The 25,849-nt window shown below is 68.5% G+C and carries 17 protein-coding genes and 1 tRNA gene; 13 read left to right on the top strand and 5 right to left on the bottom strand.

Annotation, left to right across the window (positions count from 1 at the left end; all coding sequences use genetic code 11):
* Nucleotides 1-35 precede the first annotated feature (35 nt).
* On the bottom strand, nucleotides 36-683 hold the full coding sequence (locus EV671_RS10055; protein WP_132571173.1) for a response regulator: 648 nt from the start codon (nucleotides 681-683) through the stop codon (nucleotides 36-38).
* Nucleotides 680-1,840 (bottom strand): hybrid sensor histidine kinase/response regulator, encoded by a 1,161-nt coding sequence (locus tag EV671_RS10050; protein ID WP_132571172.1) that lies wholly within the window; start codon nucleotides 1,838-1,840, stop codon nucleotides 680-682. Before EV671_RS10050 ends, EV671_RS10055 begins: the two co-directional genes overlap by 4 nt.
* Before the next feature lie 217 nt (nucleotides 1,841-2,057).
* Here EV671_RS10050 and EV671_RS10045 point away from each other — a divergent pair, with 217 nt between their 5' ends.
* The 5 genes from EV671_RS10045 to EV671_RS10025 all read left to right on the top strand — a co-directional run bounded on the left by EV671_RS10045 (nucleotide 2,058) and on the right by EV671_RS10025 (nucleotide 7,942).
* Nucleotides 2,058-2,525, top strand: coding sequence for a hypothetical protein (locus tag EV671_RS10045; RefSeq protein ID WP_132571171.1), 468 nt, complete (start codon nucleotides 2,058-2,060; stop codon nucleotides 2,523-2,525).
* Nucleotides 2,526-2,583: 58 nt separating this feature from the next.
* Nucleotides 2,584-2,946 (top strand): response regulator, encoded by a 363-nt coding sequence (locus EV671_RS10040; RefSeq protein ID WP_056199337.1) that lies wholly within the window; start codon nucleotides 2,584-2,586, stop codon nucleotides 2,944-2,946.
* A gap of 25 nt (nucleotides 2,947-2,971) precedes the next feature.
* Nucleotides 2,972-5,104 carry a chemotaxis protein CheA gene (locus EV671_RS10035; protein ID WP_132571170.1) on the top strand — a complete coding sequence of 711 codons (2,133 nt, stop codon included), beginning with the start codon at nucleotides 2,972-2,974 and terminating at the stop codon, nucleotides 5,102-5,104.
* Nucleotides 5,105-5,132: 28 nt separating this feature from the next.
* Nucleotides 5,133-5,660, top strand: a complete 528-nt coding sequence (locus tag EV671_RS10030; protein WP_132571169.1) for a chemotaxis protein CheW — start codon at nucleotides 5,133-5,135, stop codon at nucleotides 5,658-5,660.
* Between the two features lie 86 nt (nucleotides 5,661-5,746).
* Entirely contained in the window at nucleotides 5,747-7,942 is a 2,196-nt protein-coding gene (locus EV671_RS10025; protein WP_132571168.1) for a methyl-accepting chemotaxis protein, read from the top strand.
* 59 nt (nucleotides 7,943-8,001) lie between these two features.
* Here the strand turns inward: EV671_RS10025 and alaS are convergent, their stop codons facing one another.
* Nucleotides 8,002-10,626 (bottom strand): alanine--tRNA ligase, encoded by a 2,625-nt coding sequence (gene alaS / locus EV671_RS10020; RefSeq protein ID WP_132571167.1) that lies wholly within the window; start codon nucleotides 10,624-10,626, stop codon nucleotides 8,002-8,004.
* A gap of 106 nt (nucleotides 10,627-10,732) precedes the next feature.
* Here alaS and EV671_RS10015 point away from each other — a divergent pair, with 106 nt between their 5' ends.
* Nucleotides 10,733-12,226 carry an NAD-dependent succinate-semialdehyde dehydrogenase gene (locus EV671_RS10015; protein ID WP_132571166.1) on the top strand — a complete coding sequence of 498 codons (1,494 nt, stop codon included), beginning with the start codon at nucleotides 10,733-10,735 and terminating at the stop codon, nucleotides 12,224-12,226.
* 93 nt (nucleotides 12,227-12,319) lie between these two features.
* Here the strand turns inward: EV671_RS10015 and EV671_RS10010 are convergent, their stop codons facing one another.
* Complete coding sequence (locus EV671_RS10010) at nucleotides 12,320-15,688, bottom strand: TonB-dependent receptor (RefSeq protein WP_132571165.1); 3,369 nt, start codon at nucleotides 15,686-15,688, stop codon at nucleotides 12,320-12,322.
* Between the two features lie 426 nt (nucleotides 15,689-16,114).
* On the opposite strand from EV671_RS10010, the gene EV671_RS10005 reads away from it, so the two are divergent.
* The 5 genes from EV671_RS10005 (at nucleotide 16,115) to EV671_RS09985 (ending at nucleotide 23,706) form a co-directional block, all read left to right on the top strand.
* Complete coding sequence (locus EV671_RS10005; protein ID WP_132571164.1) at nucleotides 16,115-17,794, top strand: bifunctional metallophosphatase/5'-nucleotidase; 1,680 nt, start codon at nucleotides 16,115-16,117, stop codon at nucleotides 17,792-17,794.
* A 124-nt stretch (nucleotides 17,795-17,918) separates the two neighbouring features.
* Complete coding sequence (locus tag EV671_RS10000) at nucleotides 17,919-20,519, top strand: response regulator (RefSeq protein WP_165917521.1); 2,601 nt, start codon at nucleotides 17,919-17,921, stop codon at nucleotides 20,517-20,519.
* Entirely contained in the window at nucleotides 20,516-21,436 is a 921-nt protein-coding gene (locus EV671_RS09995; protein ID WP_243655671.1) for a diguanylate cyclase, read from the top strand. The genes EV671_RS10000 and EV671_RS09995 overlap by 4 nt, the downstream gene beginning before the upstream one ends.
* A 236-nt stretch (nucleotides 21,437-21,672) precedes the next feature.
* Nucleotides 21,673-22,104: an exonuclease/endonuclease/phosphatase family protein gene (locus EV671_RS09990; protein WP_132571162.1), complete on the top strand. Its 432-nt coding sequence runs from the start codon at nucleotides 21,673-21,675 to the stop codon at nucleotides 22,102-22,104.
* Between the two features lie 225 nt (nucleotides 22,105-22,329).
* A complete protein-coding gene (locus EV671_RS09985) occupies nucleotides 22,330-23,706 on the top strand; it encodes a S1C family serine protease (RefSeq protein ID WP_243655670.1) in 1,377 nt (458 codons plus the stop codon).
* 554 nt (nucleotides 23,707-24,260) lie between these two features.
* Here EV671_RS09985 and EV671_RS09980 read toward each other — a convergent pair.
* A tRNA-Gly gene (locus EV671_RS09980) sits at nucleotides 24,261-24,334 on the bottom strand.
* A 142-nt stretch (nucleotides 24,335-24,476) separates the two neighbouring features.
* Between EV671_RS09980 and EV671_RS09975 the strand changes: the two genes are divergently transcribed.
* Together EV671_RS09975 and EV671_RS09970 are read left to right on the top strand one after the other, a co-directional pair.
* Nucleotides 24,477-24,875 (top strand): PA2779 family protein, encoded by a 399-nt coding sequence (locus EV671_RS09975; protein WP_132571161.1) that lies wholly within the window; start codon nucleotides 24,477-24,479, stop codon nucleotides 24,873-24,875.
* On the top strand, nucleotides 24,872-25,819 hold the full coding sequence (locus EV671_RS09970; protein ID WP_132571160.1) for a PA2778 family cysteine peptidase: 948 nt from the start codon (nucleotides 24,872-24,874) through the stop codon (nucleotides 25,817-25,819). Before EV671_RS09975 ends, EV671_RS09970 begins: the two co-directional genes overlap by 4 nt.
* The last annotated feature ends 30 nt before the right edge of the window (nucleotides 25,820-25,849 follow it).

Raw genomic sequence — 25,849 nt, 5'->3', positions numbered from 1 at the left:
GCCAGGGCGGACGAACGGCGACAGGCGCGCCGGCCTCAGCTGGCGACGAGGCCGTTGCGAATGGCGTAGACCGTCAGCTCGGAGTTGTTCGTCAGGCCCAGCTTCTCCAGCACACGGGCGCGGTAGACGCTGACGGTCTTGGGGCTGAGCATCAGCTCCTCGGCGATGTCCGACAGGCGCTTGCCCGAGGCGATCATCACCAGGGTCTGCAGCTCGCGGTCGGACAGCTTGTGATGGGCCTGCTCGGTGACGGGCGCGGTCAGGCTCTCGACCAGCATCTGCGCGATCTCGGGCGTCACGTACTTGCGGCCCTGGGCGACCGTGCGCACGGCCTGCACCAGGCTGGCGGGGTCGCCACCCTTGTTGACATAGCCGTAGGCGCCGGCGCGCAGCGCGCGGATGGCGTACTGGTCCTCGGGGTACATCGACACGATCAGCGTGCGCACCGCGGCGCCCTCGTCCTTCAGCACATGCAGCACGTCCAGGCCCGAGCGGCCCGGCATGTTGATGTCCAGCACCAGCACGTCACAGGGGTTGTCCTTGCCGAGCTTGTGCAGCAGGCCGCGCAGCTCGGTGTAGTCGCCGGCCTCGCCGATGACCTCGATGTCGCCGCTGTCGGCCAGCGTGTCGCGGATGCCGCGGCGGATCAGGCCGTGGTCATCGCAGAGGATGACGCGGATCATGCCCGGCCCCAGATGGAGGTACCGGTGTCGTCGGCGCCGAAGTCGGTGGCGTCGTCGAGCGCGTCGATGGCATCGGCCGCCAGCGGCACGGTCAGGATCAGGCTGGTGCCGCCCCCGGGCGAGGAGGACAGGTCCACCCAGCCCCCCACGGTTGCCGCGCGCTCGTGCAGGCCGCGGATGCCGAAGGAGCGCTCCTTGGCCAGATCGCCCGCCGCGATGCCGCGGCCGTCGTCGCGGATCTCCAGCGTCAGCACGCCGGAGTCCAGGCTGAGTTCGATGTCCACCCGCTTCGCCCCCGCATGCTTTGACACATTGGTCAGGGCCTCCTGGGCCGTGCGGTAGGCCACCAGCGGCACGCCGGGCGGCAACTCGAGGCGCTCGTCGCCGACGCGCAGGCCGGCCTCGATGCCGGTGCGCCGCTCGAAGCGCGCCGTCATCCATTGCAGCGCGGCCACCAGGCCCTGCTCCAGGATGGCAGGGCGCAGGTTGTGCATGATGCGCTGGCTGGCGTCGATGGCCGAGTTGACCGTCTCCAGCGCCGCACTGACGCGCTGGCGCACCGCGGGCTCGGTGGCATGGCGGTCGATCCAGGCGAGGTCGAACTTGAGGGCCGTCAGCGAGCCGCCGACGTCGTCGTGGATCTCGCGCGCAATGGCCGCCCGCTCCAGCTCGACGCTGGTCTGCAGATGGCCCGCCAGCTGGTGCAGGCGCTGCTTGGACTTGACCAGCTCCTGGTCGGCCGCCAGCCGGGCACGCTCGTTCTCGGCCGCGTCGATGGCGTGCAACAGGGCCGGCGCGAGGCGGTTCAGGTTGTTCTTCAGCAGGTAGTCGGAGGCGCCGTTGCGCATCGCGGCCACGGCGATGTCCTCGCCAATCTCGCCGGAAACGAGGATGAAGGGCAGCGGCAGCGCGCGCGCCTTCAGCGCGTCCAGCACCTCCAGGCCCGAATAGCCCGGCAGGTTGAAGTCGGAGATGACGGCATCCCAGCGCTCGTCCAGCGCCGCCAACACTGCGGGCAGCGCATCCAGCCTGCGCATCTCGACATTGAGCCCGGCGCGCGCCAGTTGCGTCGCAATGAGCTGATGGTCGAGTTCGGAGTCCTCGACATGCAGCACGCGCAGGACCCGGGGCGCCTGCTCCACACCAGAAATCGTCATGGGAGCGCAGTATGCCGCTGCCCGTGGCGCAGCGGCACTCAGGGCATGCCGCCTGGCGCCATACTCAACGCGGTGCAGAGCGGTAATACGGCTCGTTCTCGCGACATCTGGCGGTCGACAGTGGCCGAAAAGGGGGTGAACATGCCATGATGTATTCGCCCTGAGAGAAACCACAGGGCGACCAGGACAAGAAGCGGCATCCCCTCGCGGAGACACGATGCAGACAGACACCTCCACCGCAGCCGATCTCGACGGCGCCGTGGCCGCCATGCCCCTGCTGGCGGCCGCGGAACTGCAGGATCACCTGATGACGGTGACCAACGACCTCGAGCGCCTGCAGCGCCTGATCGACGACGCCGGCGAGGCCCTGTCCACCCATTTCTTCAGCGCCTCCAACCAGGCCATGTCCCTGCTGAGCGGCACCGACGGCGGCGCTGCGTCCGAAGGGCTGAAGCAGATCATGCAGGACATCGCCGGTGCCATCACGGCCCTGCAGTTCCAGGACATGGCCACTCAGCTCATCGCCCACACCAGCCAGCGCCTGCGCAATTGCGCCGACCAGTTGGCCCGCGACACATTCGGCCTGGATGATGAGGACGGCGCCGCCATCGTCGAGATCGCGCCGCTGCGGCCCAACCCGGTCACCCAAGACGAGATGGACGCCGGCTCCATCGAACTTTTCTGAATCCCCCCGGCCCCATTACTGCCCCAGGCACCCTACGTTCCCCCCGGAGAAAAATCAAATGCACTCAATCCTCGCTGTCGACGACTCGGCCTCGATGCGCCAGATGGTGGCCTTCACGCTCAAGAACGCCGGCTTCAACGTGGTGGAAGCTGTGGACGGGCAGGACGCCTGGGAAAAATCCGGCCAGCGCGACTTCGACCTCGTGCTGACCGACCAGAACATGCCGCGCATGGACGGCATCAGCCTGACCAAGAAGCTGCGCGAGAACCCCAAGTTCAAGACCACGCCCATCCTGATCCTGACCACCGAGTCCAGCGACGCGATGAAGCAGGCCGGCCGTGCCGCCGGCGCCACCGGCTGGCTGGTCAAGCCCTTCGACCCGGCCAAGCTGATCGAGGTGATCGGCAAGGTCATCCGCTGAAGCCGGTTCCAAAGGGAGCACAGCCATGGGTGACATGACCACCGAAGGCGCCAGCATCAGTGCTGGCATCGACCTCAGCCAGTTCTACCAGGTCTTCTTCGAGGAAGCCGGCGAGAACCTCGACAACATGGAGCAGCTGCTGCTGAACGTGAACGTCGAGGCCGCGGACGACGAGGAGCTGAACGCCATCTTCCGCTGCGCCCACTCCATCAAGGGCGGCGCGGCCACGTTCGGCTTCAGCGACGTCGCCGAGCTGACCCACCAGATGGAGACGCTGCTGGACAAGCTGCGCCGCCACGAACTGCAGCCCAACGCCGCCATGGTGGACGTGCTGCTGCAGTCCGGCGACGCGCTGCGCGCCCAGCTCGGCCGCCACCAGGGCTCGGGCGCCGCCCCCTTCGACACGACCGACCTGCTGGTCAGCATCAAGAGCTTCGTCGAAGGCGGCGCCGCGCCTGCCGCGTCCGCCCCCGCTCCCGCGCCGCAGGCGGCGGCTCCCGCCCCGGCGGCACCGGCGCCCGCCGCCGCGGCCAACCCCGGCGCCCGCCTGCTGGAGTTGCAGGTCGGCCCGCTGACCGACGTCAGCCTGGCCGAGAACCTCATCGAGCTGTTCAAGGAAATCACCGACCTCGGCACCATCGAGCCGCTGGACGCCGGCCAGAGTTCCGACGGCATGCGCCGCTTCAAGGTGCTGACCAGCAGCACGGACAACGACCTGCTGGACCTGTTCACCTTCCACGTCGCCCGCGACCAGGTCAAGCTCACGCCGCTGGGCCCGGGCTTCGGCTTCTACGAGGGCGCCCCCGGCGCGCCGCCGGCCGAGGCCCCGTCGGCCGACCCCGGCTACGGCTTTTTCGAGGACGCCCCGGGCGTGCCCACCGACGCCGCTGCGGCGCCGGCCCCGGCCGCCGAGGCCAAGCCCGCGGCCGCCATCGTGCCGACCCGCCCGGCGACACCGGCCAAGACCGACGCCAAGCCCGCCGGCGGCGGCCTGGACCAGACCACGCTGCGCGTCTCCATCGAGAAGGTCGACCAGCTCATCAACCTCGTCGGCGAGCTCGTCATCACCCAGGCCATGCTGGCCCAGAACAGCCGCGAACTGGACCCGGCCCTCTACCAGCAGCTCACCAGCGGCCTGGCCGACCTGGAACGCAACACGCGCGACCTGCAAGAGTCCGTCATGTCGATCCGGATGATTCCGATGTCGACGGTGTTCAACCGCTTCCCGCGCATGCTGCGCGACCTGGCCGCCAAGCTGGGCAAGAAGGTCGAACTGGTGACGCAGGGCGAAGCCACCGAGCTGGACAAGAGCCTGGTCGAGAAGATCACCGACCCGCTGACCCATCTGGTGCGCAACAGCTGCGACCACGGCATCGAGATGCCGGCCGACCGCGTCGCCCGCGGCAAGCCCGAGCAGGGCACCATCACCCTCGTCGCCTCCCACCAGGGCGGCAGCATCGTCATCGAGGTGCGCGACGACGGCCGCGGCCTGAACCGCGAGAAGCTGATCAAGAAGGCCCGCGAGAAGGGCATCGACGCACCAGACAGTATGAGCGACGCCGAGTGCTGGAACCTGATCTTCGCGCCCGGCTTCTCCACCGCCGAGCAGGTGACCGACGTGTCCGGCCGCGGCGTGGGCATGGACGTGGTCAAGAAGAACATCACCTCGCTGGGCGGCACCGTCGAGATCGACTCCGCCGAGGGCTATGGCATGAAGGTGTCCGTGCGCCTGCCGCTCACGCTGGCCATCATGGACGGCATGAGCGTGGGTGTCGGCGACGAGTGCTACATCCTGCCGCTGTCCAGCGTCGTCGAGTCCTTCCAGGTGCAGTCCAACACCATCAAGACCGTCGCCGGCTCAGGCCGCGTCGTCGAGGTGCGTGACGAGTACATGCCGGTCATCGAGCTGGAGAAGGTCTTCGACGTGCCGCGCTTCGACTTCGAGCACGTCAGCTCCATCATGGTCGTCGTCGAGGCCGAAGGCGGCCGCGTCGCGCTGCTGGTGGACGAACTGCTCGGCCAGCAGCAGGTCGTCGTCAAGAACCTCGAAGCCAACTACCGCAAGGTCAACGACGTCTCCGGCGCCACCATCATGGGCGACGGCCGCGTGGCCCTGATCCTGGACGTCGGCAGCCTCGTGCGCCGTTCCCGTCACTGAAACCATCACACAACAAGGAGAGGTCTGCATGGAAGCCAGCAACGTCCCCGCCCTGCGCCAGCAAGGCGCCGTCGCCACCACCAAGGCCCAAGGCCCGGCGAGTGGCGAATACCTGACCTTTCGCCTCGGCTCCGAGGAATACGGCATCGACATCCTGAAGGTGCAGGAGATCCGCTCCTACGAGGCGCCCACCCGCATCGCCAACGCGCCGGACTTCATCAAGGGCGTCGTCAACCTGCGGGGCGTCATCGTCCCCATCGTCGACCTGCGCCTGAAGCTGGGCTGCCCGAGCGCCGAGTACAACAGCTTCACCGTCGTCATCGTGCTGAACGTGAAGAACCGCGTCGTCGGCGCGGTGGTCGACTCCGTGTCCGACGTGCTGGAGCTGAACCGCGACGCGATCAAGCCGGCGCCCGAGCTGAGCGCGGCCTCGGTCGATACGAGCTTCATCACCGGCATCGGCTCGGTGGGCGAGCGCATGCTGATCCTGATGGACATCGAGGGGCTGATGAGCAGCGCCGAAATGGGCCTGATGGACGCAGCCATCGCCGCCTGACCGCCATGCCCTGAACGCCCGCGAGCACCCTCGCCACGAGCCGGGGGCGGCGGAGCCCTGTCCCGACTAGGCATCTGGAGAACCGAATGAGCCAACCCGTCCACTCCATTGCCCGCCAGGTCTCGATGACCGGCGCCATCGCGGTCGCAGCCGTACTGCTCGGGGTCAGCCTCGTGGTCGGCGCGCTGCTCAAACGCTCGGCCAACGAGCAGGTGCAGACCTGGGTGGGCGACAAGGCCGCATCGCTGGTCGACGCGATGCAGGCCATGGACGACATCGCGGCCAAGCAGGTCCAGCGCAACTTCGGCTCCTTCCGGCAGGACTTCGGCCCCAGCTTCACGCTCGACGAGGCCACCGGCGAGCTGCGCGACTGGGGCCCCAAGCTCAACGGCAATTTCACCCAGGTGGACAAGTTCGCGGCCGTCAACGGCGGCGTGGCCACCGTGTTCGCCGCCAAGGGCGACGATTTCGAGCGCATCACCTCCTCGCTGAAGAACGACAAGGGCGAGCGCGTGATGGGCACGCTGCTGGGCAAGAAACACCCGGCCTACGCCAACATCATGGCCGGCAAGTCCTGGACGGGCCGCGCGCTGCTGTCCGGCCGCGCCTACATGACGCACTACGAGCCGATCAAGAGCGACGCCGGCAAGGTCGTCGGCATCCTCCTCGTCGGCTTCGACCTCGATGCCTTCGAGACGGCGATGGACCGCATGGCCGGCAGCGCCAAGTTCTTCAACCACGGCGGCACCTACATCGTCGCCATGCCCGAGGACCCGTCCAAGGCCCAGTTGGCGGCCCACCCGACGGCCAAGGGCAAGCTGCTCGCCAGCGTCTCCCCGGGCTTCGAGAAGCTGCTGGCCGAGCAGAAGGAGAGCGCCGTCGTGTTCGACGACGTGCCCGACGTGCTGGGCAACGGCCTCTCCGACAACTTCGCCGTCGCGCGCAAGAGCGACAAGACCGGCTACTGGGTCATCGCCCAGGTCTCGCGCGGCGAGGCGCAGGCCGCGGGCCGCGCGACGCTGTGGTTCTTCTGGGGCGCGCTGGCGTTGACGACCGCCGGCCTGGGCGTCGGGCTGATGTGGATGATGCGCCGCTGGGTCGCCGAGCCGCTGGGTTCACTGCAGAAGGCCGTGGGCGCCATTGCCGACGGCGACCTGAGCCAGTCGGTCAGCAGCAGCCGCAACGACGAGATCGGCTCGCTGATCCAGGACACCGAGGGCATGCGCCAGCGCCTGGCCTCCACCATCGGCACGGTTCGCGCGTCGGTCGACAGCATCGGCACGGCCAGCACCGAAATCGCCACCGGCAACCTCGACCTGAGCCAGCGCACCGAGCAGACCGCCAGCAACCTGCAGAACGCCGCTTCGGCGATGGGCCAGCTGACCGGCACGGTGCGCCAGACGGCCGACTCGGCCCGCACGGCCAACCAGCTCGTGCAGTCGGCCGTGTCGGCGGCCACGCGCGGCGGCGAGGTCGTCGGTCAGGTCGTCACGACGATGGACGAGATCAATGCGGCCAGCAAGAAGATCGCCGACATCATCGGCACCATCGACGGCATCGCCTTCCAGACCAACATCCTCGCGCTGAACGCGGCGGTGGAGGCGGCGCGCGCCGGCGAACAGGGCCGCGGCTTCGCGGTCGTGGCCGGCGAGGTGCGCTCCCTCGCGGGCCGCAGCGCCGAGGCGGCCAAGGAGATCAAGACCCTGATCGGCAACAGCGTGGAGCGCGTCGAGAACGGTGCCCGCCTGGTGCAGACGGCCGGCACGACGATGGGCGAGATCGTCTCCAGCGTGCAGCGCGTGCAGGACATCATCGGCGAGATCAGCTCGGCCGCCACCGAGCAGAGCGAGGGCATCGCCTCGGTCAACACCTCGGTCGTGCAGCTGGACCAGATGACGCAGCAGAACGCCGCGCTCGTCGAGGAGTCCGCCGCCGCCGCCGAGAGCCTGAAGGAGCAGGCCCAGCGCCTCGTCGAGGCGGTGGCCGTGTTCCGCGTCGCGGGAGGCGAATCGCTGCATCGAAGCGCCGCGCCGCGCGCCGCGCCGGCACCCGCAGCCTTGCCGGCCGCAAAGGCGGCAGCGCCCAAACCCGTCGCCAAGCCTGCCGCCAAGCCGGCGGCCGCCAAACCCGCCGCGCCGGCTGCCCGCAAGCCCGCGGCGCCTGCCAAGACCGGCCCCGCCGTCGCCACGACGCCAGCCCCGCGCGCCAGCACCGCTGCGGCACCCCGCCCTGCCCCGCCGGCACCCGCATCGGTCGACGAGGGCGACTGGGAAACCTTCTGAACGGCTGAAACGACAAGGCCCGCTGATCGCGGGCCTTGTTCATCGGGGCGGGCGCCGCGTCAGACGCGCTCGGCCACCCAGCCGGCCACGCTGTTCAGCGCAGCCGCCACGCCGGCCGGCTGCGTGCCGCCGGCCATGGCCATGTCGGGCTTGCCGCCGCCCTTGCCGCCGACCTGCTGGGCGACGAAGTTGACCAACTCGCCGGCCTTGACCCGACCCACGCTGTCGGCCGTGACGCCGGCGGCCAGCTGGACCTTGTCGCCGTCCACGGCGGCCAGCACGATGGCCGCCGTCTTCAGCTTGTCCTTGAGCTTGTCCATGGTCTCGCGCAGGGTCTTGGCATCGGCACCTTCGAGCTTGGCGGCCAGCACCTTCAGGCCCTTGACGTCCACGGCCTGGGCCAGCAGCTCGTCGCCCTGGGCCGAGGCCAGCTTGCTCTTGGCCGCGGCCAGTTCCTTCTCGAGCTGGCGCACCTGCTCCAGCACCGCATGCAGGCGCGCACCCAGCTCGTGCGGCGAGGTCTTCAGCGTCATCGCGGCGCCCTGGACCGCCGTCTCCAGCGACTGCAGATAGGCGAGCGCGTTGTCGCCCGTGACGGCCTCGACGCGGCGGATGCCGGCCGCGACGCCCGACTCGGCGACGATCTTGAACAGGCCGATGTCGCCCGTGGCCTTCACGTGCGTGCCGCCACAGAGCTCCTTGGACGAACCGATGGACAGCACGCGCACGGTCTCGCCGTACTTCTCGCCGAACAGCATCATCGCGCCGGACTTCTGCGCGTCGTCCAGCGCCATCACCTGGGCCGAGGCGCCTGCATTGGCGAGGATCTCGGCATTGACCAGGGCCTCGACCTCGCGGATCTCCTCGGCCGTCATCGGCGCGTTGTGCGCGAAGTCGAAGCGGGTGCGCTCGGCATTCACGAGCGAGCCCTTCTGCTGCACATGGGCGCCCAGCACCTCGCGCAGGGCCTTGTGCATCAGGTGGGTGGCGCTGTGGTTGCGCACGGTCCGGGCGCGGCGCTCGGCGTCCACGCGGGCGACGAACACGTCGCCGACCTTGACCGAGCCCTCGGCAACCTGGCCGTGGTGGCCGAACACGTCGGCCTGGATCTTCAGCGTGTCGCCGACGACGACGCGGGTCGTGCCGTTGCGCAGCTCGCCGGCGTCGCCGACCTGGCCGCCGCTCTCGGCGTAGAAGGGGGTGTGGTCCAGCACGATGACGGCATCGTCGCCGGCCTGGGCCGCGTCGACCTGCACGCCATCGACATAGACGGCCGTGACCTTGCTGGTCTCGCAGACGAGATGCTCGTAGCCGTGGAAGGCCGTGGGCGCGCCGCTGTAGGCCAGGCCCTGGGCCATCTTGAACTTGCCGGCCGCACGGGCGCGGGCCTTCTGCTCTTCCAGCAGCTCGTGGAAGCGGGCCTCGTCCACCGTCACGCCGCGCTCGCGACAGACGTCGGCCGTCAGGTCGACCGGGAAGCCGTAGGTGTCGTGCAGCTTGAAGGCGGTGTCGCCATCGACATTGCCGCCCTTGGCCAGTGCCGCTTCCAGAATCTCCATGCCGGTGGCGATGGTCTGGAAGAAACGCTCTTCCTCCTGCTTCAGCACGTCGGTGACGCGCTTCTCGCCCTGGCGCAGCTCGGGGTAGGCATCGCCCATCTCGGCGGCCAGCGCGGCCACCAGCTTGTGGAAGAAGGGCGTGCGGGCGCCGAGCTTGTAGCCGTGGCGGATCGCGCGGCGGGCGATGCGGCGCAGCACATAGCCGCGGCCGGCATTGCCGGGGATGACGCCGTCGACGACGGTGAAGGAACAGGCGCGGATGTGGTCGGCGATGACCTTCAGGCTCGGGCTGTCCTTGTCGCAGTCGCCGCCACCGGCCGCATCCACGGCCGACTTGGCCGCGGCCAGCAGGTTCACGAAGGTGTCGATCTCGTAGTTGGAGTGCACATGCTGCAGCACCGCGGCCAGGCGCTCCAGGCCCATGCCGGTATCCACGCTGGGCTTGGGCAGCGGGTGCATCACACCGTCTTCGGTCCGGTTGAACTGCATGAAGACGTTGTTCCAGATCTCGATGTAGCGGTCGCCGTCCTGCTCGGCCGAGCCCGGCGGGCCGCCGGCCACGTCGGGGCCGTGGTCGTAGAAGATCTCGGTGCAGGGGCCGCAGGGGCCGGTGTCGCCCATCATCCAGAAGTTGTCGGACATGTAGCGCGCGCCCTTGTTGTCGCCGATGCGCACGATGCGCTCGGCCGGCACGCCCACCAACTTGTTCCAGATCTCGTAGGCCTCGTCGTCCTCCTCGTAGACGGTGACCCAGAGTTTGTCGCTCGGCAGCTGGAAGTGGACCGTCAGCAGCTCCCAGGCGTAGCTGATCGCGTCCTTCTTGAAGTAGTCACCGAACGAGAAGTTGCCCAGCATCTCGAAGAAGGTGTGGTGGCGGGCCGTGTAGCCGACGTTGTCCAGGTCGTTGTGCTTGCCGCCGGCGCGGATGCACTTCTGGCTGGTGGTGGCACGGCTGTAGGGGCGCTTGTCGAAACCCAGGAAGACGTCCTTGAACTGGTTCATGCCCGCGTTCGTGAACAGCAGCGTCGGGTCGTCCCCCGGCACCACGGGGCTGGAGGCGACGATCTGGTGGCCTTTCGACTCGAAGAACTTCAGAAAGGTCTGGCGGATCTCGGCGGCTTTCATCCCGGGGCTTCCTGGAAAAGGTCAGTGACAAAGAGGGGCGATTGTAGAGAGGGGGCTTTGGCTGCCGGGGGTAGAGTGCCGGCCATACCTTCTGGAGATCCCCCGAATGGACGCGAATTCCCCGCTGGCCGCGCTCGAGGATGCCGGCCTGCTGCGCACCCAGGCCCTGATCAATGGCGAATGGGTGGCCGGCCCGGGCAGCTTTGCCGTGACCGACCCGGCCACCGGCCGCGAACTGGCCCAGGTGCCCAATCTGGGCCGGGCCGAGGCCGACACGGCCATCGCCGCCGCCGCCAACGCGCTCAACGCCTGGCGTGCCAAGCCCGCCAAGGAGCGCGCCGCCGTGCTGGTGCGCTGGCAGCAGTTGCTCGTCAGGCATGCCGACGACCTGGCCCGGCTGATGACGGCCGAGCAGGGCAAGCCGCTGGCCGAGGCGCGCGGCGAGGTGATCTACGGCGCCAGCTTCCTCGACTGGTTCGCCGAGGAAGGCAAGCGGATCTACGGCGAGACCATCCCGACGACCGACCCGACCAAGCGCTATCTCGTCGTCAAGCAGGCGATGGGCGTCTGCGCGGCCATCACGCCATGGAACTTCCCGCTGGCGATGATCACGCGCAAGGTCGCGCCGGCCCTGGCCGCCGGCTGCACCGTCATCATCAAGCCGGCCGAGGCGACGCCGCTGACCGCCCTGGCCGCGGCCGAGCTGGCCCAGCGCGCCGGCATGCCGGCCGGCGTGCTGAACGTGCTGACGGCGGATGCGCAGCAGTCCATCGAGATCGGCCAGGTGCTGTGCGAGAGCGACGTCGTCAGGCACCTGTCCTTCACCGGCAGCACGGAAGTCGGCCGCATCCTGATGCGCCAGTGCGCGCCGACGGTCAAGAAGCTCAGCCTGGAGCTGGGCGGCAACGCGCCCTTCATCGTCTTCGACGACGCCGACCTCGACTCGGCGGTGGACGGCGCCATCACCAGCAAGTACCGCAACGCCGGCCAGACCTGCATCTGCGCCAATCGCATCTATGTGCAGGCCGGCGTCTACGACGCCTTCCTGGAAAAATTCGCGGCCAAGGTGGCGGCGCTGAAGACCGGCAACGGCTTCGAGGCCGGCATCAACGTCGGCCCGCTGATCGACGAGCAGGCGATGCAGAAGGTCGAGACCCACGTGGCCGACGCGATCGCGCTGGGCGCGCGCCTACTAGCCGGCGGCAAGCGCATGGAGGCGGCGGGCGGCCTTTCCGGCAATTTCTTCGAGCCGACGCTGCTCGCCGATGCCAACCCGCAGATGCTGTGCTCGCGCGAGGAAACCTTCGGCCCGGTCGCGCCCGTCTTCAGGTTCCAGACCGAGGCCGACGCGATCCAGCTCGCCAATGCCACCGAGTTCGGCCTGGCGAGCTATTTCTACAGCCGCGACATCGGCCGCATCTTCCGCGTCGGCGAGGCGCTGGAGTACGGCATGGTGGGCGTCAACACCGGCCTGATCTCGACGGCCGAGGTGCCCTTCGGCGGCGTCAAGCAGTCGGGCCTGGGCCGCGAAGGCGGGCGCCAGGGCATCGAGGACTATGTCGAGGTGAAGTACCTGTGCCTGGGTGACATCCAGAAATAGCCACGACGGAAATCTTCGCCAGTAAAAAAGGGCCCTTGTGGGGCCCTTTGCTTTTGACGGGGCCGATGAGGCGGCCCTGCTCTTCTTGCGCGGTCAGAACTCGTATTTGGCCGTGATCTGCATGGCCCACTGCGATTCGCCGCGGGTCTGCTTGGTGGTGTAGTCGCTCGGATCATTCACCGCGTAGACCATCTTGCCGGTCGTGGGGTCGATGCCGGCGTAGTTGATCCAGCGACGGGTCGCGCCACCAGTGCCGAAGCCGACTTCGTCGATGCGGCCCCATTCCTTCTTGATCAGGTTGCCGACGTTCAGAATGTCCAGCGTGATGGTGCCCTTGTTGTTGCCGAACAGGCCCGGCACTTCCTGGCTCACGCGCACGTCAAAGCTGTTGACGAAGGGCGAGAAGGCGGCGTTGCGGCCGACAACCTTGCCCTTGGAGTTGCGCAGGCTGGGATTGGCGTCGACGATGGACCAGAACTTGGCTTCGGCCGCGGCCGAGGTCGACGCCGTGAACGCGTCGATCTGAGCTTGCGTCGTCATCGCCGCGCCCGTGTTCGACGAGCGGAAGATGACTTCGCCGGAGCCCGGGCCCTTCGGGATGTAGAGCAGATCGTTGCCCGCCACACCATCGCCATTCACGTCGTTGTTGAACGTCCAGCTATAGGGATGGCCGGTGCGGCCTTCATAGAACAGACCGAAGGTCGTCCTGTACTTGCCGACGAAAGCCTTGGCCCAGTTCAGGTTGCCGGTGAAGCGGTTACGGATCAGCGTCGCCGAGTTCGCAGCAACCTCTTCGTTCGGATTGAAGACGGCACGATTCAGCCAGCCGGAGTTGGCGGTCGACGAGGTCAGGCCACTCACTTCCGTCGCGCGGGTGAAGGTGTAGGCGGCGCTCCAGCCGAAGCCCGTCTTGTTCGGCCCCGTCAGCGAGAAGGTCAGCACGTCGCCATCGCCCTTGCTGGTGTTCTTCAGCAGCGTGACGTTGTTGAAGCTCTGGTTGTTCAGCGACTTGACCAGGCGACCGCAATTGCTGGGGCTGGAATCGTTGCCGCCCGCGTAGCACAGGGGGCTCCGGCCAGCAGCGTTGTAATACATCTCACGACCGTCAAGCGGCGACGTCGAAACAACCGGGCCGAGGTTCAGGTACTGGTAGTACAGCCCCTTGTCGACCTCGGTGTGCAGCCACTCGGCGCCAGCGACGAGGCCGTACCAGGGCAGTTCCTTGTCCAGCGCCAGGTTCATCTTCCAGACCGTCGGCTGCTTCACGCCCGGAGCGATGAAGTCGACGTTCGCGGCCGGCGGCGTGCCGGTCACGGTCGGTTGCGTCGCCGGATTGGGCGAATACTGAATGGCCGAGCAAGGCGTGGAACCGCCACCGCAACTGAAGTTGGCCGTCGTGACACCGGTGTTCTGGTAGGGGTTGGTCAGCCACACCGAAGCGGCCGAGCCCATGAACAGACCAGCGCCACCGCGCAACTGAGTCTTCAGCTTGTCGGCAGTATCAAACTGGTAATTGAAGCCGAAGCGCGGCTGGATGATCTTCTGGCCGTCCAGCGTGTAGCTGTTGTTGTAGCCGAAGCCACCGCCAGCACGGCCGTTGACCAGAATGGTCGGAGCACCGGAAGCGACCGAGTTGAACTTCGGCTTGTCGCCGGTCTCCAGCGTGTCAAGACGCAGGCCCGCGACAATGTTCAGCTGCTTGTTGACCTTCCAGGTGTCCTGCACGAACAGGCCGATGTTCGACAGTGTCCAGTTGGCGGCGCCGTCCTGCAGCGTGTTGCCGGCCAGCGGCTGCTGGACCTGGTAGGAGGTCGGCACGCCGGCATTCCACAGCGCGATCGGATCGGTGCCGCTAAAGGTGTAGACGCCCCGGGTGTTCTGCAAGAAAGCGTTGAAGATCTCGTTGCGCTCGAGGTCGACGCCGGCCTTGATCTCGTGCTTGTCCAAGAAGAGGTTGCCCGCGAAGAACCCGTTGAAGGTCTTGGTGTGCAGGCTGTTGAAATGGCGGCTCTGCTCGGTGCCGAAGGTCAGCGTACGGTTGCCGGTGGCGGTGCCGGCGGGGGCCGCCGTTGTCCAGGTCAGCCCCACCTGAGGCAGGTTGCTGTTGTTCTTCGGGTCGCTCTTGTAATCGCGCTGCGACAGCTTCAGCTCGGTCGAGAAACTGTCCGTCCAGTCGGCGAACCACTGGCCGACGACGGTTTCCAGCGTCTTGACCTGCGAATACCAATCCGATGACAGGGACAGCTGGTTGGCCGTGTAGTTCGGGAAGATCGGATTGCTCTCCTCCGACTTGGTATAGCGGACATTGACCTTGTGGTTGTCGCTGACGTTCCAGTCCAGCTTCAGCAGCGTGTCCTTGGCGACCAGCTGGACACCCTTGGGCGTCGACAGGCTGCCAATGTCGATGCCGTACTTGCTGTTGGCCAAATCCTGTGCGGCCTGGATCTGGGCCTGCGTGATGCCGACGTTGACGCTGCTGCTGCCCAACGGGCCGAAAGCCGGCACGGAGCGACTGCTCTTCAATTCTTCGTAATTGGCGAAGAAGAACAGCTTGTCCTTGATGATCGGGCCACCGAAGGTAAAGCCCTTCAGGTTCTCTTGGAAAGTCGGCGTCGGGAAGGTGACGTTGCGCACGCGGTCGTAGCGGTCACCGCTGAGCTTGTCGTCGCGGTATGCCGCATAGACGCTGCCGGTGAACTCATTCGTACCCGATTTGGTGACGGCGTTGATGTTGGCGCCCGTGTAGCCCTGCTGGGTCACGTCGTAGTTGGAGACGTTGACCTGCACGGCCTGGATGGCATCGATGGAGATCGGCTGCTTCAGCGTCGGCAGACCGTTCAGTTCCAGGCCGAAGGTGTCGTTGACCTTCACGCCGTCAATCGTCACGGTGTTGAAGCGGCCGTTCTGGCCGGCAACGGAGATTTCGCCATTGCCCTTGTCGGTCTGGACGACGCGCGGGTCATTGCGGGCGTAGTCCTGCAGGCTGCGCGAAATGGACGCGTAGGCGGCCAGTTCCTGCTTGCCGATGCTGGTACCGGCACCCATGGTCGAGCTGTCGAACTTGTTGCTGCCGGTGGCGCTACCCGTCGTGACGACGGTTTCGAGCACGTTGGCGCCACGGATGCGCAGTTCCAGGCTCTGGGTTTCGGCCAGGGCCAGGTAGACGTCGTTCCGGACTTCGCGGTCACTGCCCTTCACGGCGGTGATGGTGTAGGGGCCGCCAACGCGCAGGCCACGGGCCGAGAAGCGGCCATCGGCGTCGGTCGTCAGCGTATTGGTCGAGCCCGAATCACTGTGCACGATGGTGACCGTGGCACCAGCCAGCGGCTTGCCGTCGGCACCGATGACCTGGCCGGCAACGGCAGCGGTCGTGTTCTGCGCCACGGCCGGCGCGGCAGCCACGATGGCGACAGCGGCACATAGCGCCGACAGCGGGAATCCAGACCCAAACCTGTTGCTCATCCCAATCTCTCCTGTTGTTTGCGCGAACTCGCGCTGCTGATGTCGAAATCGTCACAAAAACGTCACGCGACGTATTGCTGCTGCATTGCTCGGCGCCCGAAACATGGGCGCGGCTGCGGCGGTGACGGAATTGTCATGACTTTCCGTGACAGAACTTTACGGGTAAGTCAGAAGTGGCCCGTTTCAGACACTCGCCCGATTGAAAAGGCACTTCGACAGTGCATCGAAAGACCGCGACAGACCTCGTTTTCGCCCCCAAATCCGCCTTGCCACAAACCATATGGGCCCATTCGGGCGCACCCAACGAGTGCAAATTTCGGCATTTGTAAACTTAGGGGCAGGCCCTGAGGGTTGTCGCCAAATCGCGACAAACTCCTGCCGCATGGCCACTTTTAAGATCGCCGCCACGTTCAAGCCCCCTGCGCCATGGCCTTTTCAACCCAATTTCGTTTCAGCGTCGGCATCGCTTTCGCCGCCCTGCTCGCCGGCTGTGCGGCGCAGCCGGCCGCAGCCCCGACCGAACTGACGCTGTTCTCCATCAACGACTTCCACGGCAACATCCAGCCCGCCCAGCCGACGCCGCTGATGCCGCGCGTCGCCAACCCTGCCACCGGTGAGGTCAAGGCGCAGCCGGCGGGTGGCGTGGCCTATCTGGCCTCCGCGCTGGCCGAACTGCGCGCCCGGCACCCCGATTCCCTCGTCGTCGCCGGCGGCGACCTGATCGGCGCGTCGCCGCTGATCTCCGGCCTGCTGCGCGACGAACCGACGCTGGCGGCCATGTCCCGGCTCGACATCAGCGCCAGCGCGCTGGGCAACCATGAGCTCGACGCCGGCCTGCCCGAGCTGCTGCGCAAGGCACATGGCGAATGCGGCCCGACGGAGTGCCTGTGGCCCGGCTTCAAGGGCCCCGGCTTCCCCTATCTCGGCGCCAATGTGCTGGACGCGGCCACCGGCCAGCCCCTGCTGCCCACCCACGTCGTCAAGCAGGCGGCCGGCTTCAAGGTCGCCATCGCCGGCGTCGCGACGCTGGACACGCCGCACGTCATCGTCGCGCGGGCCATCCAGGGCATACGTTTCGCGGACGAGGCCGACACGCTGAACGCGCTGGTACCCCGGCTCAAGGCCGAAGGCGCCCAGGTGCTCGTCGCCGTCATGCACGAGGGCGGCGTGCAAGGCCCCGGCGGCGCGGCCAACGACGCGAGCTATGCCTGCCCGACGCTGAGCGGTCGCGTGCTGGACATCGCCAGGCGACTGGACCCTGCCTACGCCATCATCATCGGCGGCCACACCCACCAGGCCTACACCTGCAAGATCAACGGCCGCCTGGTCGTGCAGGCCGGCAGCTATGGCGGCTGGATCACCGAGAGCCGCCTCAAGCTCGACGCCGCCGGCCATGTGCTGGACGCCCAGGCCATCAACCACCCCGTGCTGCAGTCGGTCTACGCACCCAACCCGGCACTGGCGGCCCTGGTCGCCCAAGCCGCCGCGCTGACGGCGGCCCAGCGCAACAAGCCCGTCGCCACGCTGCCGCGCGGCGCCACGCGCCATGCCAAGGAGCCCAACGGCGACTCCTGGCTGGGCAACCTGATCGCCGACAGCCAGCTCGCGTTCGCGCGCAGGCAGGGCCCCGCCGACATCGCCTTCATGAACCCGGGCGGCATCCGCGCCGACCTGAGCGTCGAGCCCGACAAGCCGACGACGATGAGCGACCTGATCGCCATTCAGCCCTTCGGCAACGACGTCGTCGCGCTGACGCTGACCGGTCAGCAGATCCGGGACATCCTGCAGCGCCAGCTGCCCAGGGGCGGCGCCGAGCCGCGCATGCTGCAGCCCTCGTCGACGCTGCGCTACCACTGGCGCGTCGGCACCGACGGCAATGCCGCGCTCGGCGAGGTCCTCGTCGGCGGTCAGCCGCTCGAGCGCACACGCGACTACCGCGTCGTCGTCAACAACTTCCTGTCCGAGGGTGGCGATGCCCAGGCCGGCTTCAAGCATGGCCGCGACCGCGCCGTGCTGGGCACCGACATCGATGCCCTCGTCGACCTGCTGCGCGCCAACCCCGACGCGGTGCGGCAGGCCGCACCCGGCCGCATCGTGCGGGACTAGGGCAAACCTGTAACTGCTTGCAGCGACCCCATCGCGCCATCCGGTGGGGCCGCCCTAGACTCGAAACCGCCTGGCATCGCAAGCCGGGCGCCAGCGGTTCGGGGGAGCGATGGCGGCTTGGGACATGCAAGGCAGCACGGGCGCCGAGCACGCACTTGGCCCCCCTGGTGCGACCGCCTCGGCCAGCCCGCTGATGCGCGAGGTCGTGGCCCATCTGCCCTGCGGGCTGGCCGTCTTCGATGCCGAGCGCCGCCTCATCGTGCACAACGCCGAGTTCGAGCGGCTTTTCAACCTGCCGGCCTCGCTGTTCGAAGAGCCCTCGCTGCGCTTCGACGACCTCATCGGCTTCCTCGCCTCGCGCGGCGACTACGGCCAGGGCGAGACCGCCCGCACCGCCACCGAGGCCGCCCTGGCCCTGGGCCGCGACCCGCAAGCCAACCGCCTGGAAACCTACCGCAGCGGCGGCCATCTCGTCGAGGCACGCACCGCCCTGCTGCCGCCGTCCTCGTCCCTCCCGGGCGGCCTGGTGCTGACCTGCCTGGACCTGACGCCCCAGGCCCAGGCCCGCCTCGCCGCCGAGCGCGCCTCCCAGGCCAAGACGCGCTTCCTGGCCAATATGAGCCACGAGATCCGCACGCCGATGAATGCCGTGCTCGGCATGCTGCGCCTGCTGCAGAAGACGCCGCTGGACGCACGCCAGCGCGACTACGCCGCCAAGAGCGAGGGCGCTGCGCGCGGCCTGCTCGGCCTGCTCAACGACATCCTCGACTTCTCCAAGATCGAGGCCGGCCACCTCGAGCTGGACCCGCACCCGACGCGGCTGGACGAACTGCTGCGCGACCTCTCCGTCATCCTCGCAGCCAACGTCGACAAGCGCGAACTGGAGCTGCTCTTCGACGTCGACCCGCAGCTGCCACCCGTCGTCATCGCCGACGCGCTGCGGCTGCAGCAGGTCCTCGTCAACCTCGCCAGCAACGCGATCAAGTTCACCCAGGCCGGCGAAGTCGTGCTCGGCATAGCGCGCGTCGCACAGACCGCCAGCAGCACGACGCTGGCCTTCTCGGTGCGCGACACCGGCATCGGCATCGCGCCCGAGCAGCAGCAGCGCATCTTCTCCGGCTTCACCCAGGCCGAGGCCTCCACCGCGCGCCGCTTCGGCGGCACGGGCCTGGGCCTGGCCATCAGCCGCCGCCTGGTGCGCCTGATGGGCGGCGACATCCATGTCGACAGCGCACTCGGCAAGGGCAGCCGCTTCAGCTTCACGCTGAGCTTCGCGCTGCCCGAGACCCAGGCCCAGCCGGCGCCTCACCAGGCCCTGCGCGCCCTCGTCGTCGACGACCACGCCGAGGCCCGCCGCGTCATCGGCGCGCTGGCCGGGTCGCTGGGCTGGCAGGTCAGCCTCGCCGCCGGCGGTGCGCAGGCGCTGGAACTCGCCGGGAGCAATGCCCCCGAGGTCGTGCTGCTCGACTGGGTGATGCCGGGCATGGACGGCTGGCAGACAGCCGTGCACCTGCGCCAGCGCCTCGGCCCCGGCCCGCTGATCCTGATGGTCACCGGCCAGGACCGCGAGCGCCTGGCCGAGCGCAGCGCCAGCGAGCAGGCCCTGCTGGACGGTTTCCTCGTCAAGCCCGTCACCGCGACGCTGCTGGCCCAGGCCGTGGCTGCCGCCGCCCGCGCGCGCAGCCACGGCGACGACGCACCGGAACCCGCGCCGCAGCGCCTCGCCGGCCTGCGCCTGCTGCTCGTCGAGGACAACCCCGGCAACCAGCAGGTCACGCGCGAGCTGCTCGAGCTCGAAGGCGCCGCCGTCACGCTGGCCGGCGACGGCCAGCAGGCGCTGACCCTGCTCGCCCAGACCCGTGGCCGGCGCGGCTTCGACGCCGTGCTGATGGACGTGCAGATGCCGGTGATGGACGGCACGACGGCCACGCGCCTGATCCGCCGCCAGCTCGGCCTGAAGCTGCCCATCATCGCGATGACCGCCGGCGCGTTGGCCGCCGAGCGCCAGGCCTGCCTGGACGCCGGCATGGACGAGCACATCGGCAAGCCCTTCGACCCCGACAGCCTGGTCGCCGTGCTGCGGCGCCGTTGCGGCGAAGCCCAGGCCGAGGCCACGGCACCGGCCCGGCCCGCGCTGCCGCCGGCGCTGCTGGCCGACGCCGGCCGCGCCGGCATTGCGCTGGCCGAGGCGCTGGCGCGCATGTCCGGCCGCGTCGAACTGTTCGAGCGCACGCTGGCCGCGCTGCACGAGCAGGACCGCAAGCTCGCCCAGGTCCTCAGCGAGGGCGGCACGAGCGCCGCGCGCGGCCTGCACGGCTTCCGCGGCCTCGCCGCCATGCTGGGCGCCGAGCGCCTCGCCGAGCTGGCCGCCGAGGGCGAACACACGGTGCAACCCGACGACGACTGGCAGCGCCGCTTCCTGGAGCGCCGCCGCGCCGACCTGGCCGCGCTCGACCGCCTGGCCGCCAACCTCGCGGCCCGCGCCACCCCGCCCGTGGCGCCACCGCCCGAGGCGCCCGCGGGCAGCCTCGCCGCTCGGCTGGAACGCCTCGTCGAGTTGCTGGACGGCGCCGACCTCGAGGCCCTGGACTGCCACGCCGCACTCCGCGAGCAGCTCCCGCAGCCCCACGCCGCCGCCCTGGATGCGGCCATCGCCACGCTCGACTTCGGCCGCGCGCTGACCCTGTGCCGCGAACTGCGCGCCATGCTGGAGACCCCGCCATGATGCTGTCCATGCCTCTGACCAGCCAGGCCCCGCCGGGCCGCCGGCCGCGCCTGCTGCTCGTCGACGACCAGCCCGTCAACATCCAGGCCCTGCACCGCGTGTTCGGGAGCGACTGCCAGGTGCTGATGGCCACGGACGGCACGCGCGCGCTGCAGCTGTGCCGCGAACGCCAGCCCGACCTCGTGCTGCTGGACGTGCAGATGCCCGGCATGGACGGCCACGAGCTCTGCGCCGAGCTCAAGGCCGACCCGCTGCTGCGCTCCATCGCCGTCATCTTCGTCACCTCGCAGGACCAGCCCGACGACGAGACCCGCGGCCTGGACGCCGGCGCCGCCGACTTCATCACCAAGCCCTTCAACCCCAGCGTCGTGCGGGCCCGCGTGCGCACCCAGCTGACGCTCAAGCACCAGTCCGACCTGCTGCGCGAGCTGGCCTTCATCGACGGCCTGACCGGCGTGCACAACCGCCGCCACTTCGACGAGCGCTTCCTTGCCGAGACGCGCCGCGCCCAGCGCACGCGCTCGCCGCTGGCCGTGGTGCTGGCCGATGTCGACCACTTCAAGCGCTACAACGACGCGCTGGGCCACCTCGCCGGCGACGACTGCCTGCGCCGCATCGCCGCCACGCTGCGCAGCTGCCTGCGCCGGCCCACCGACCTGCTGGCGCGCTACGGCGGCGAGGAATTCATCTGCCTGCTGCCCGACACCGACCTGGCCGGCGCCATCGGCGTGGCCCAGCTGATGGAAGACAGCGTGCGGGCGCTGGCCCTGCCGCACCCGGGCATCGACGGCATCGTGACGATCAGCCTCGGCGTGTCGGCCGCTGCGCAGGCCCAGGGGCTGGTCGAGGCCGCGGACAAGGCCCTCTACCTCGCCAAAGCGGCCGGGCGCGGGCGGGTGAGCTGGGTGGAGGGTTGAATCGAGAAGGGGCAGTCTGAGGTACTGATCAAGCCCCGCCCACTCCCTGGAATGCCGGTCCGTTCCAGATGGTTGGAGCATGAGGTCCGGCGTTGCGCGCCTCCAAGGGCCTGCGGCGAATCGCCTCTCGGACGCGTGAGGATGCGACGCATTGACTGATGTCGGCGCCGCCCAAAGCGCAAGCGGCGGTAGACCAGCAGCGTTCTTCCGCAGGGCGACCTCGTTTCCCAGAACGCTTGCATCCACCGCAACTGGGCCCGCGCGTCGGCGACCGACAGGCCCTCGTCATCGCCGGCCACTTCCCCAACAGCCAGGCACCGGGCTGTGACGAGTTCGTCTACAAATTCGGCTGGCTTGACGCGCTGGACGGCTGGGTCGGCGGGCAGATGAAGTCGCACGAGCAGTTCGTGCTGATCGTGCTGATGGACGACGCCAACATCGTGCCCGAAGGCCGCGACTTCTACGACCCCATCGCCTTGACCGGCCAGATCCACCACACGCCCAAGGAACACGCGCAGTTCCAGCAGCTAGTCGGTCTCCGCCACTTAGAGCAGCCGCCCCATAGCTGGACCTGGCGGGGCTATCGCAACCTCGCCTCCACAGGGAACCAGGACCTGCGCACCGACCACATCCTCGTAAGCGGCGCAGAAGGGCCGCGTGACGGCTGAGAGACCGGCTTACTGCAGCGGCAGAACCAGCGGCCGAGCACCGCTGCGCCGGCGGCCGTGACGATTGCCGACGAGCCCGGTCGCCGCCGCGCACGGCCCATGTCGTGCCCAAGAAACACTGCCCGCTTTGTGAAAGATCACCGCCACCCAAGCGAAGCGCGCAGAAACGTGTGGCAGCATCGCCCGCGTTTGAATCCAGTGCCCTGAATCCCGATGGTGGACCCGATGAATTCCGATACACACCCGAAGATGCCCGGCCCAGCGCTCGCTCATTGCCTGCTTTTCAGCCTGGTTCTGAGCACCGCGGCAGGCGTGGCACAGGCGGCACCCGCACAGATCCCGGCGGTGGAACTCAAGGCGGCCCTGCATTTTCCGGACGGCAAGCCCGGCCGCCCAACCTATCTACGCACCGTCAAGCGGCGCTTCGACGCTGGCGCGGGCCCGATCGGGGAATTGCAGGGTGGCTGGTTTTGTGGGCGACGCGGCGATATCCAGTGGAACAACAAAACCTCCGAGGCCATCTTGCCGAACGGGCAAATTACGGCGCGCTTCAAGCAACTGCTGCAGCAGGCCAATTTTCCAGTTCCCACGCCGTCAGATGCGCTGTTCGAGGAGAAGGCGAACGTCGGCGCCAGCAAGGAGCGCAAAGATGAGCTCCATGTCGGTGTGCTGATCAAGGAGGTTTCGACGAATCTGTGCAGCAAGAGCACCAACTCCTGGACCGGCGAGGCCTATTTGAAGCTGTTCTGGCAGGTGTTTGCGCCCGAGCAGCAGAAGGTCGTCTTCGAAACCACCACCGAAGGGCGCTTCCATACTGCGGACAAGGCCTTGGACGGCCAAGTCTCGGCGATTCCCGTCGAAGCCTTCGTGGCAGCGGCGAGAAACCTGCTGGCCGAGCCCGGCTTCCTGACCGCCGTGTCCACGCCTGCCGACACGACAGTGTTGGCAGGCATTGCCGGCGCCATTGCGGCTTCTGCGCCGGCAGACAACGCCAAGCTCACCATTGACGGCGTGGCGACAGCGGACAACGACGCGCTGTCGAAGAACATCACGCTGCTGCGCACTGCGGTCGCGACTGTCTTCGGCGACGCCGGCTCGGGCAGCGGCTTCTTCATTGGACGCAGCGGCTGGCTGCTGACCAATCAGCATGTCGTCGGCAGTGCCAAGTTCGTCAAGGTGCGGCTGGCGACCGGGCGCGAGCTGGTCGGAGAGGTGCAACGCACGGCGGCGCTGCGCGATGTCGCGCTGGTGAAGACCGAGCCGGCCGGCGTGCCGCCGATGCCGATCCGCCTGACCGACCCGGCGATCGGCGAGGATGTGTATGCGCTGGGTTCGCCATTGGGCGACGCCTTCAACACCACGCTGACGCGCGGCATCCTCAGCGGTGTGCGCGAAATCAGCTCGCAGCAATACCTTCAGAGCGATGTGGCCATCCTGCCCGGCAACAGCGGTGGCCCGCTGCTCGACAAGTCCGGACAGGTGATCGGCATCACCGTCCTCGGGCTGGGCGCCAAGGGGATCGCCGGGATGAATTTTTTCGTCCCGGTGTCAGACGCGATCGGCAAGCTGGGCCTGCAGATTCAGACTGCGGCGACACGTTGATTCCGGTCGAGATACCCGCCGCGTGAGCGCGGACTGACCGCCAAACATGCGGCCCATTCGGACGTTCCGCAGAGCGCGCGAAGTCGTTTCGGAAGTTCGCACGCGCATTTTCGAGCTGCTAGCTTGAGGGGATCTCTCATGCCAGGACTGGTCGGCGAAAACGCCCGCCGCCTGGAGGGCTGCAGATGACTTGTGTTCGTCACGAGTCGTCGTGATGCTTTTGCAGCCTCGTGGCCGGCTGCCAAATGGCCTTGGCTTGCGGCTCTCCATCGCCCGGTCCCATAAGTCCTGGAAGTCTTTCCATGACCGTTCGACCGCATCATCTCTTCTCGCGGGGGATCCTGCCACCCGCCGGTTTGGCACCTCGGTTATCCGCCCCGGATATAGAGGCACGCCCTTTGCGTCGGGCGCACGGCGGGAACTTCCATTGACCGAAACGCGGAGGCGTTGTCAGTGGGACTCCGTCCATTTTCGGCCTCTGGTTGTACCAGTCGGCTGTCCTGGAGGAGGCACAGCGATGATTCCCTCTCTGGAATCAATCTCTTAGACAGAAGTGGAGCGGGCGATGGGGATCGAACCCACGTCATGAGCTTGGGAAGCTCAGGTCCTACCATTGAACGACGCCCGCGTTGGGAGCGGATTATGACCCGGCTCGCCGGCGCCACGGAACCTGTAGGACAAGGCCGCGACATGGCGGCCACGGCGGATTTGTAACGGCCGCCCGCCCTAGCATGTCGGCCGTTCCCAACCCTCCCCCACAGGAGACCGACATGACCCAAGTCCGGCGCACCCTCATTTCCCTCATCACCGCCTCCCTCGTCTTCAGCGGCATGGCGCAGGCAGCGCCGACGGCGTTGATCAGCACCGAGCAGGCCGCCGCCGCGCTGCAGCCCGCTGCGCGCAGTGAGGCCCATGCCCGGCTGCAGGCCGCGCTGGACCGCGCCGACCTGGCCGCGATGCTGCAGGCCCGCGGCGTGTCCACCGACGAGATGCGCGCCCGCGTCGACGCGCTGACCGATGCCGAGGCCCAGCAGATGCTGCAGCAGGTCGACCAGGCGCCAGCGGGCGGCGACGTCGTCGGCGTGCTCTTCACCATCTTCATCATCCTGCTGGTGACCGACATCCTCGGCCTGACCAAGGTCTTCCCGTTCACGCGCTCGGTGCGTTGATCGCCCGGCAGCTCATCGCCTGCGCCGCGCTGCTGCTGGGCGGCTGCGCGACGCTGGCCACGCCGCCGCAGACGGCTGCACTGCTGGCCGCGCCGCCCGCCGGCCTGCCGCCGCGGGCCGAGCGAGCCGACGTGCCGTTCTTCGCCCAGACCCGCGACCACTGCGGCCCGGCCGCACTCGCGACCGCGCTGGCCGACGTGCAACTGCCCGCCGACCCCGACCGCCTGGCCGACGCCGTCTTCCTGCCCTCGCGGGCCGGCAGCCTGCAGATCGAGATGCTGGGTGGCGCGCGCCGCCAGGGCGCCGTCGCGACCCGGCTGCCGCGCGAGCTGGAGGCACTGCTGCGCGAGGTGGCGGCCGACCACGCCGTCGTCGTGCTGCAGAACCTCGGCCTGGACTGGCTGCCGCGCTGGCACTACGCCGTCGTCGTCGGCTACGACCTGGCCGCGCATGAACTGATCCTGCGCAGCGGCACGACGGCGCGCGAGACGCTGCCGCTACGCACCTTCGAATACACCTGGGCCCGCGGTGGCCGCTGGGCCATCACCGTACTGCCACCGGACCGCCTGCCGGCCACGGCGACCGAGGCCGACGCGCAGGAAGCCGCCATCGGCTTCGAGCGCGCGGCGCCGCCGGCCCGGGCGGCGCTGGCCTGGCGCACGCTGCTGGCGCGCTGGCCGGGCAATCTGCTGGCCGGCATCGGCCTGGGGAACACGCTGAATGCCGCCGGCGATGCGGCCGGCGCAAGTGCGGCCTTCGAGGCCGCGGCGCAGCGCCACGACAGCGCCGTGGCCTGGATCAACCTCGCCCGGCTGCGCCTGGATGCCGGCGACCGCGCCGGCGCGCGGGCAGCGGCCGAACGCGCCGTGCAGCGCACTGAAACGGCCGAGGCCGCCTGGCGCGATGCGGCACGCGCCACACTTGCGGCCACAAACGCACCTTAGGGCTTGACGGCCGCGGCTACAGTCGCGCGC

The sequence above is a fragment of the Roseateles saccharophilus genome, assembly GCF_004342485.1.
GTDB classification, from domain to species: domain Bacteria; phylum Pseudomonadota; class Gammaproteobacteria; order Burkholderiales; family Burkholderiaceae_C; genus Pelomonas; species Pelomonas saccharophila.
The sequence above is the reverse complement of the archived record's forward strand: the minus strand, read 5'-3'. Positions and strand labels throughout refer to the sequence as shown.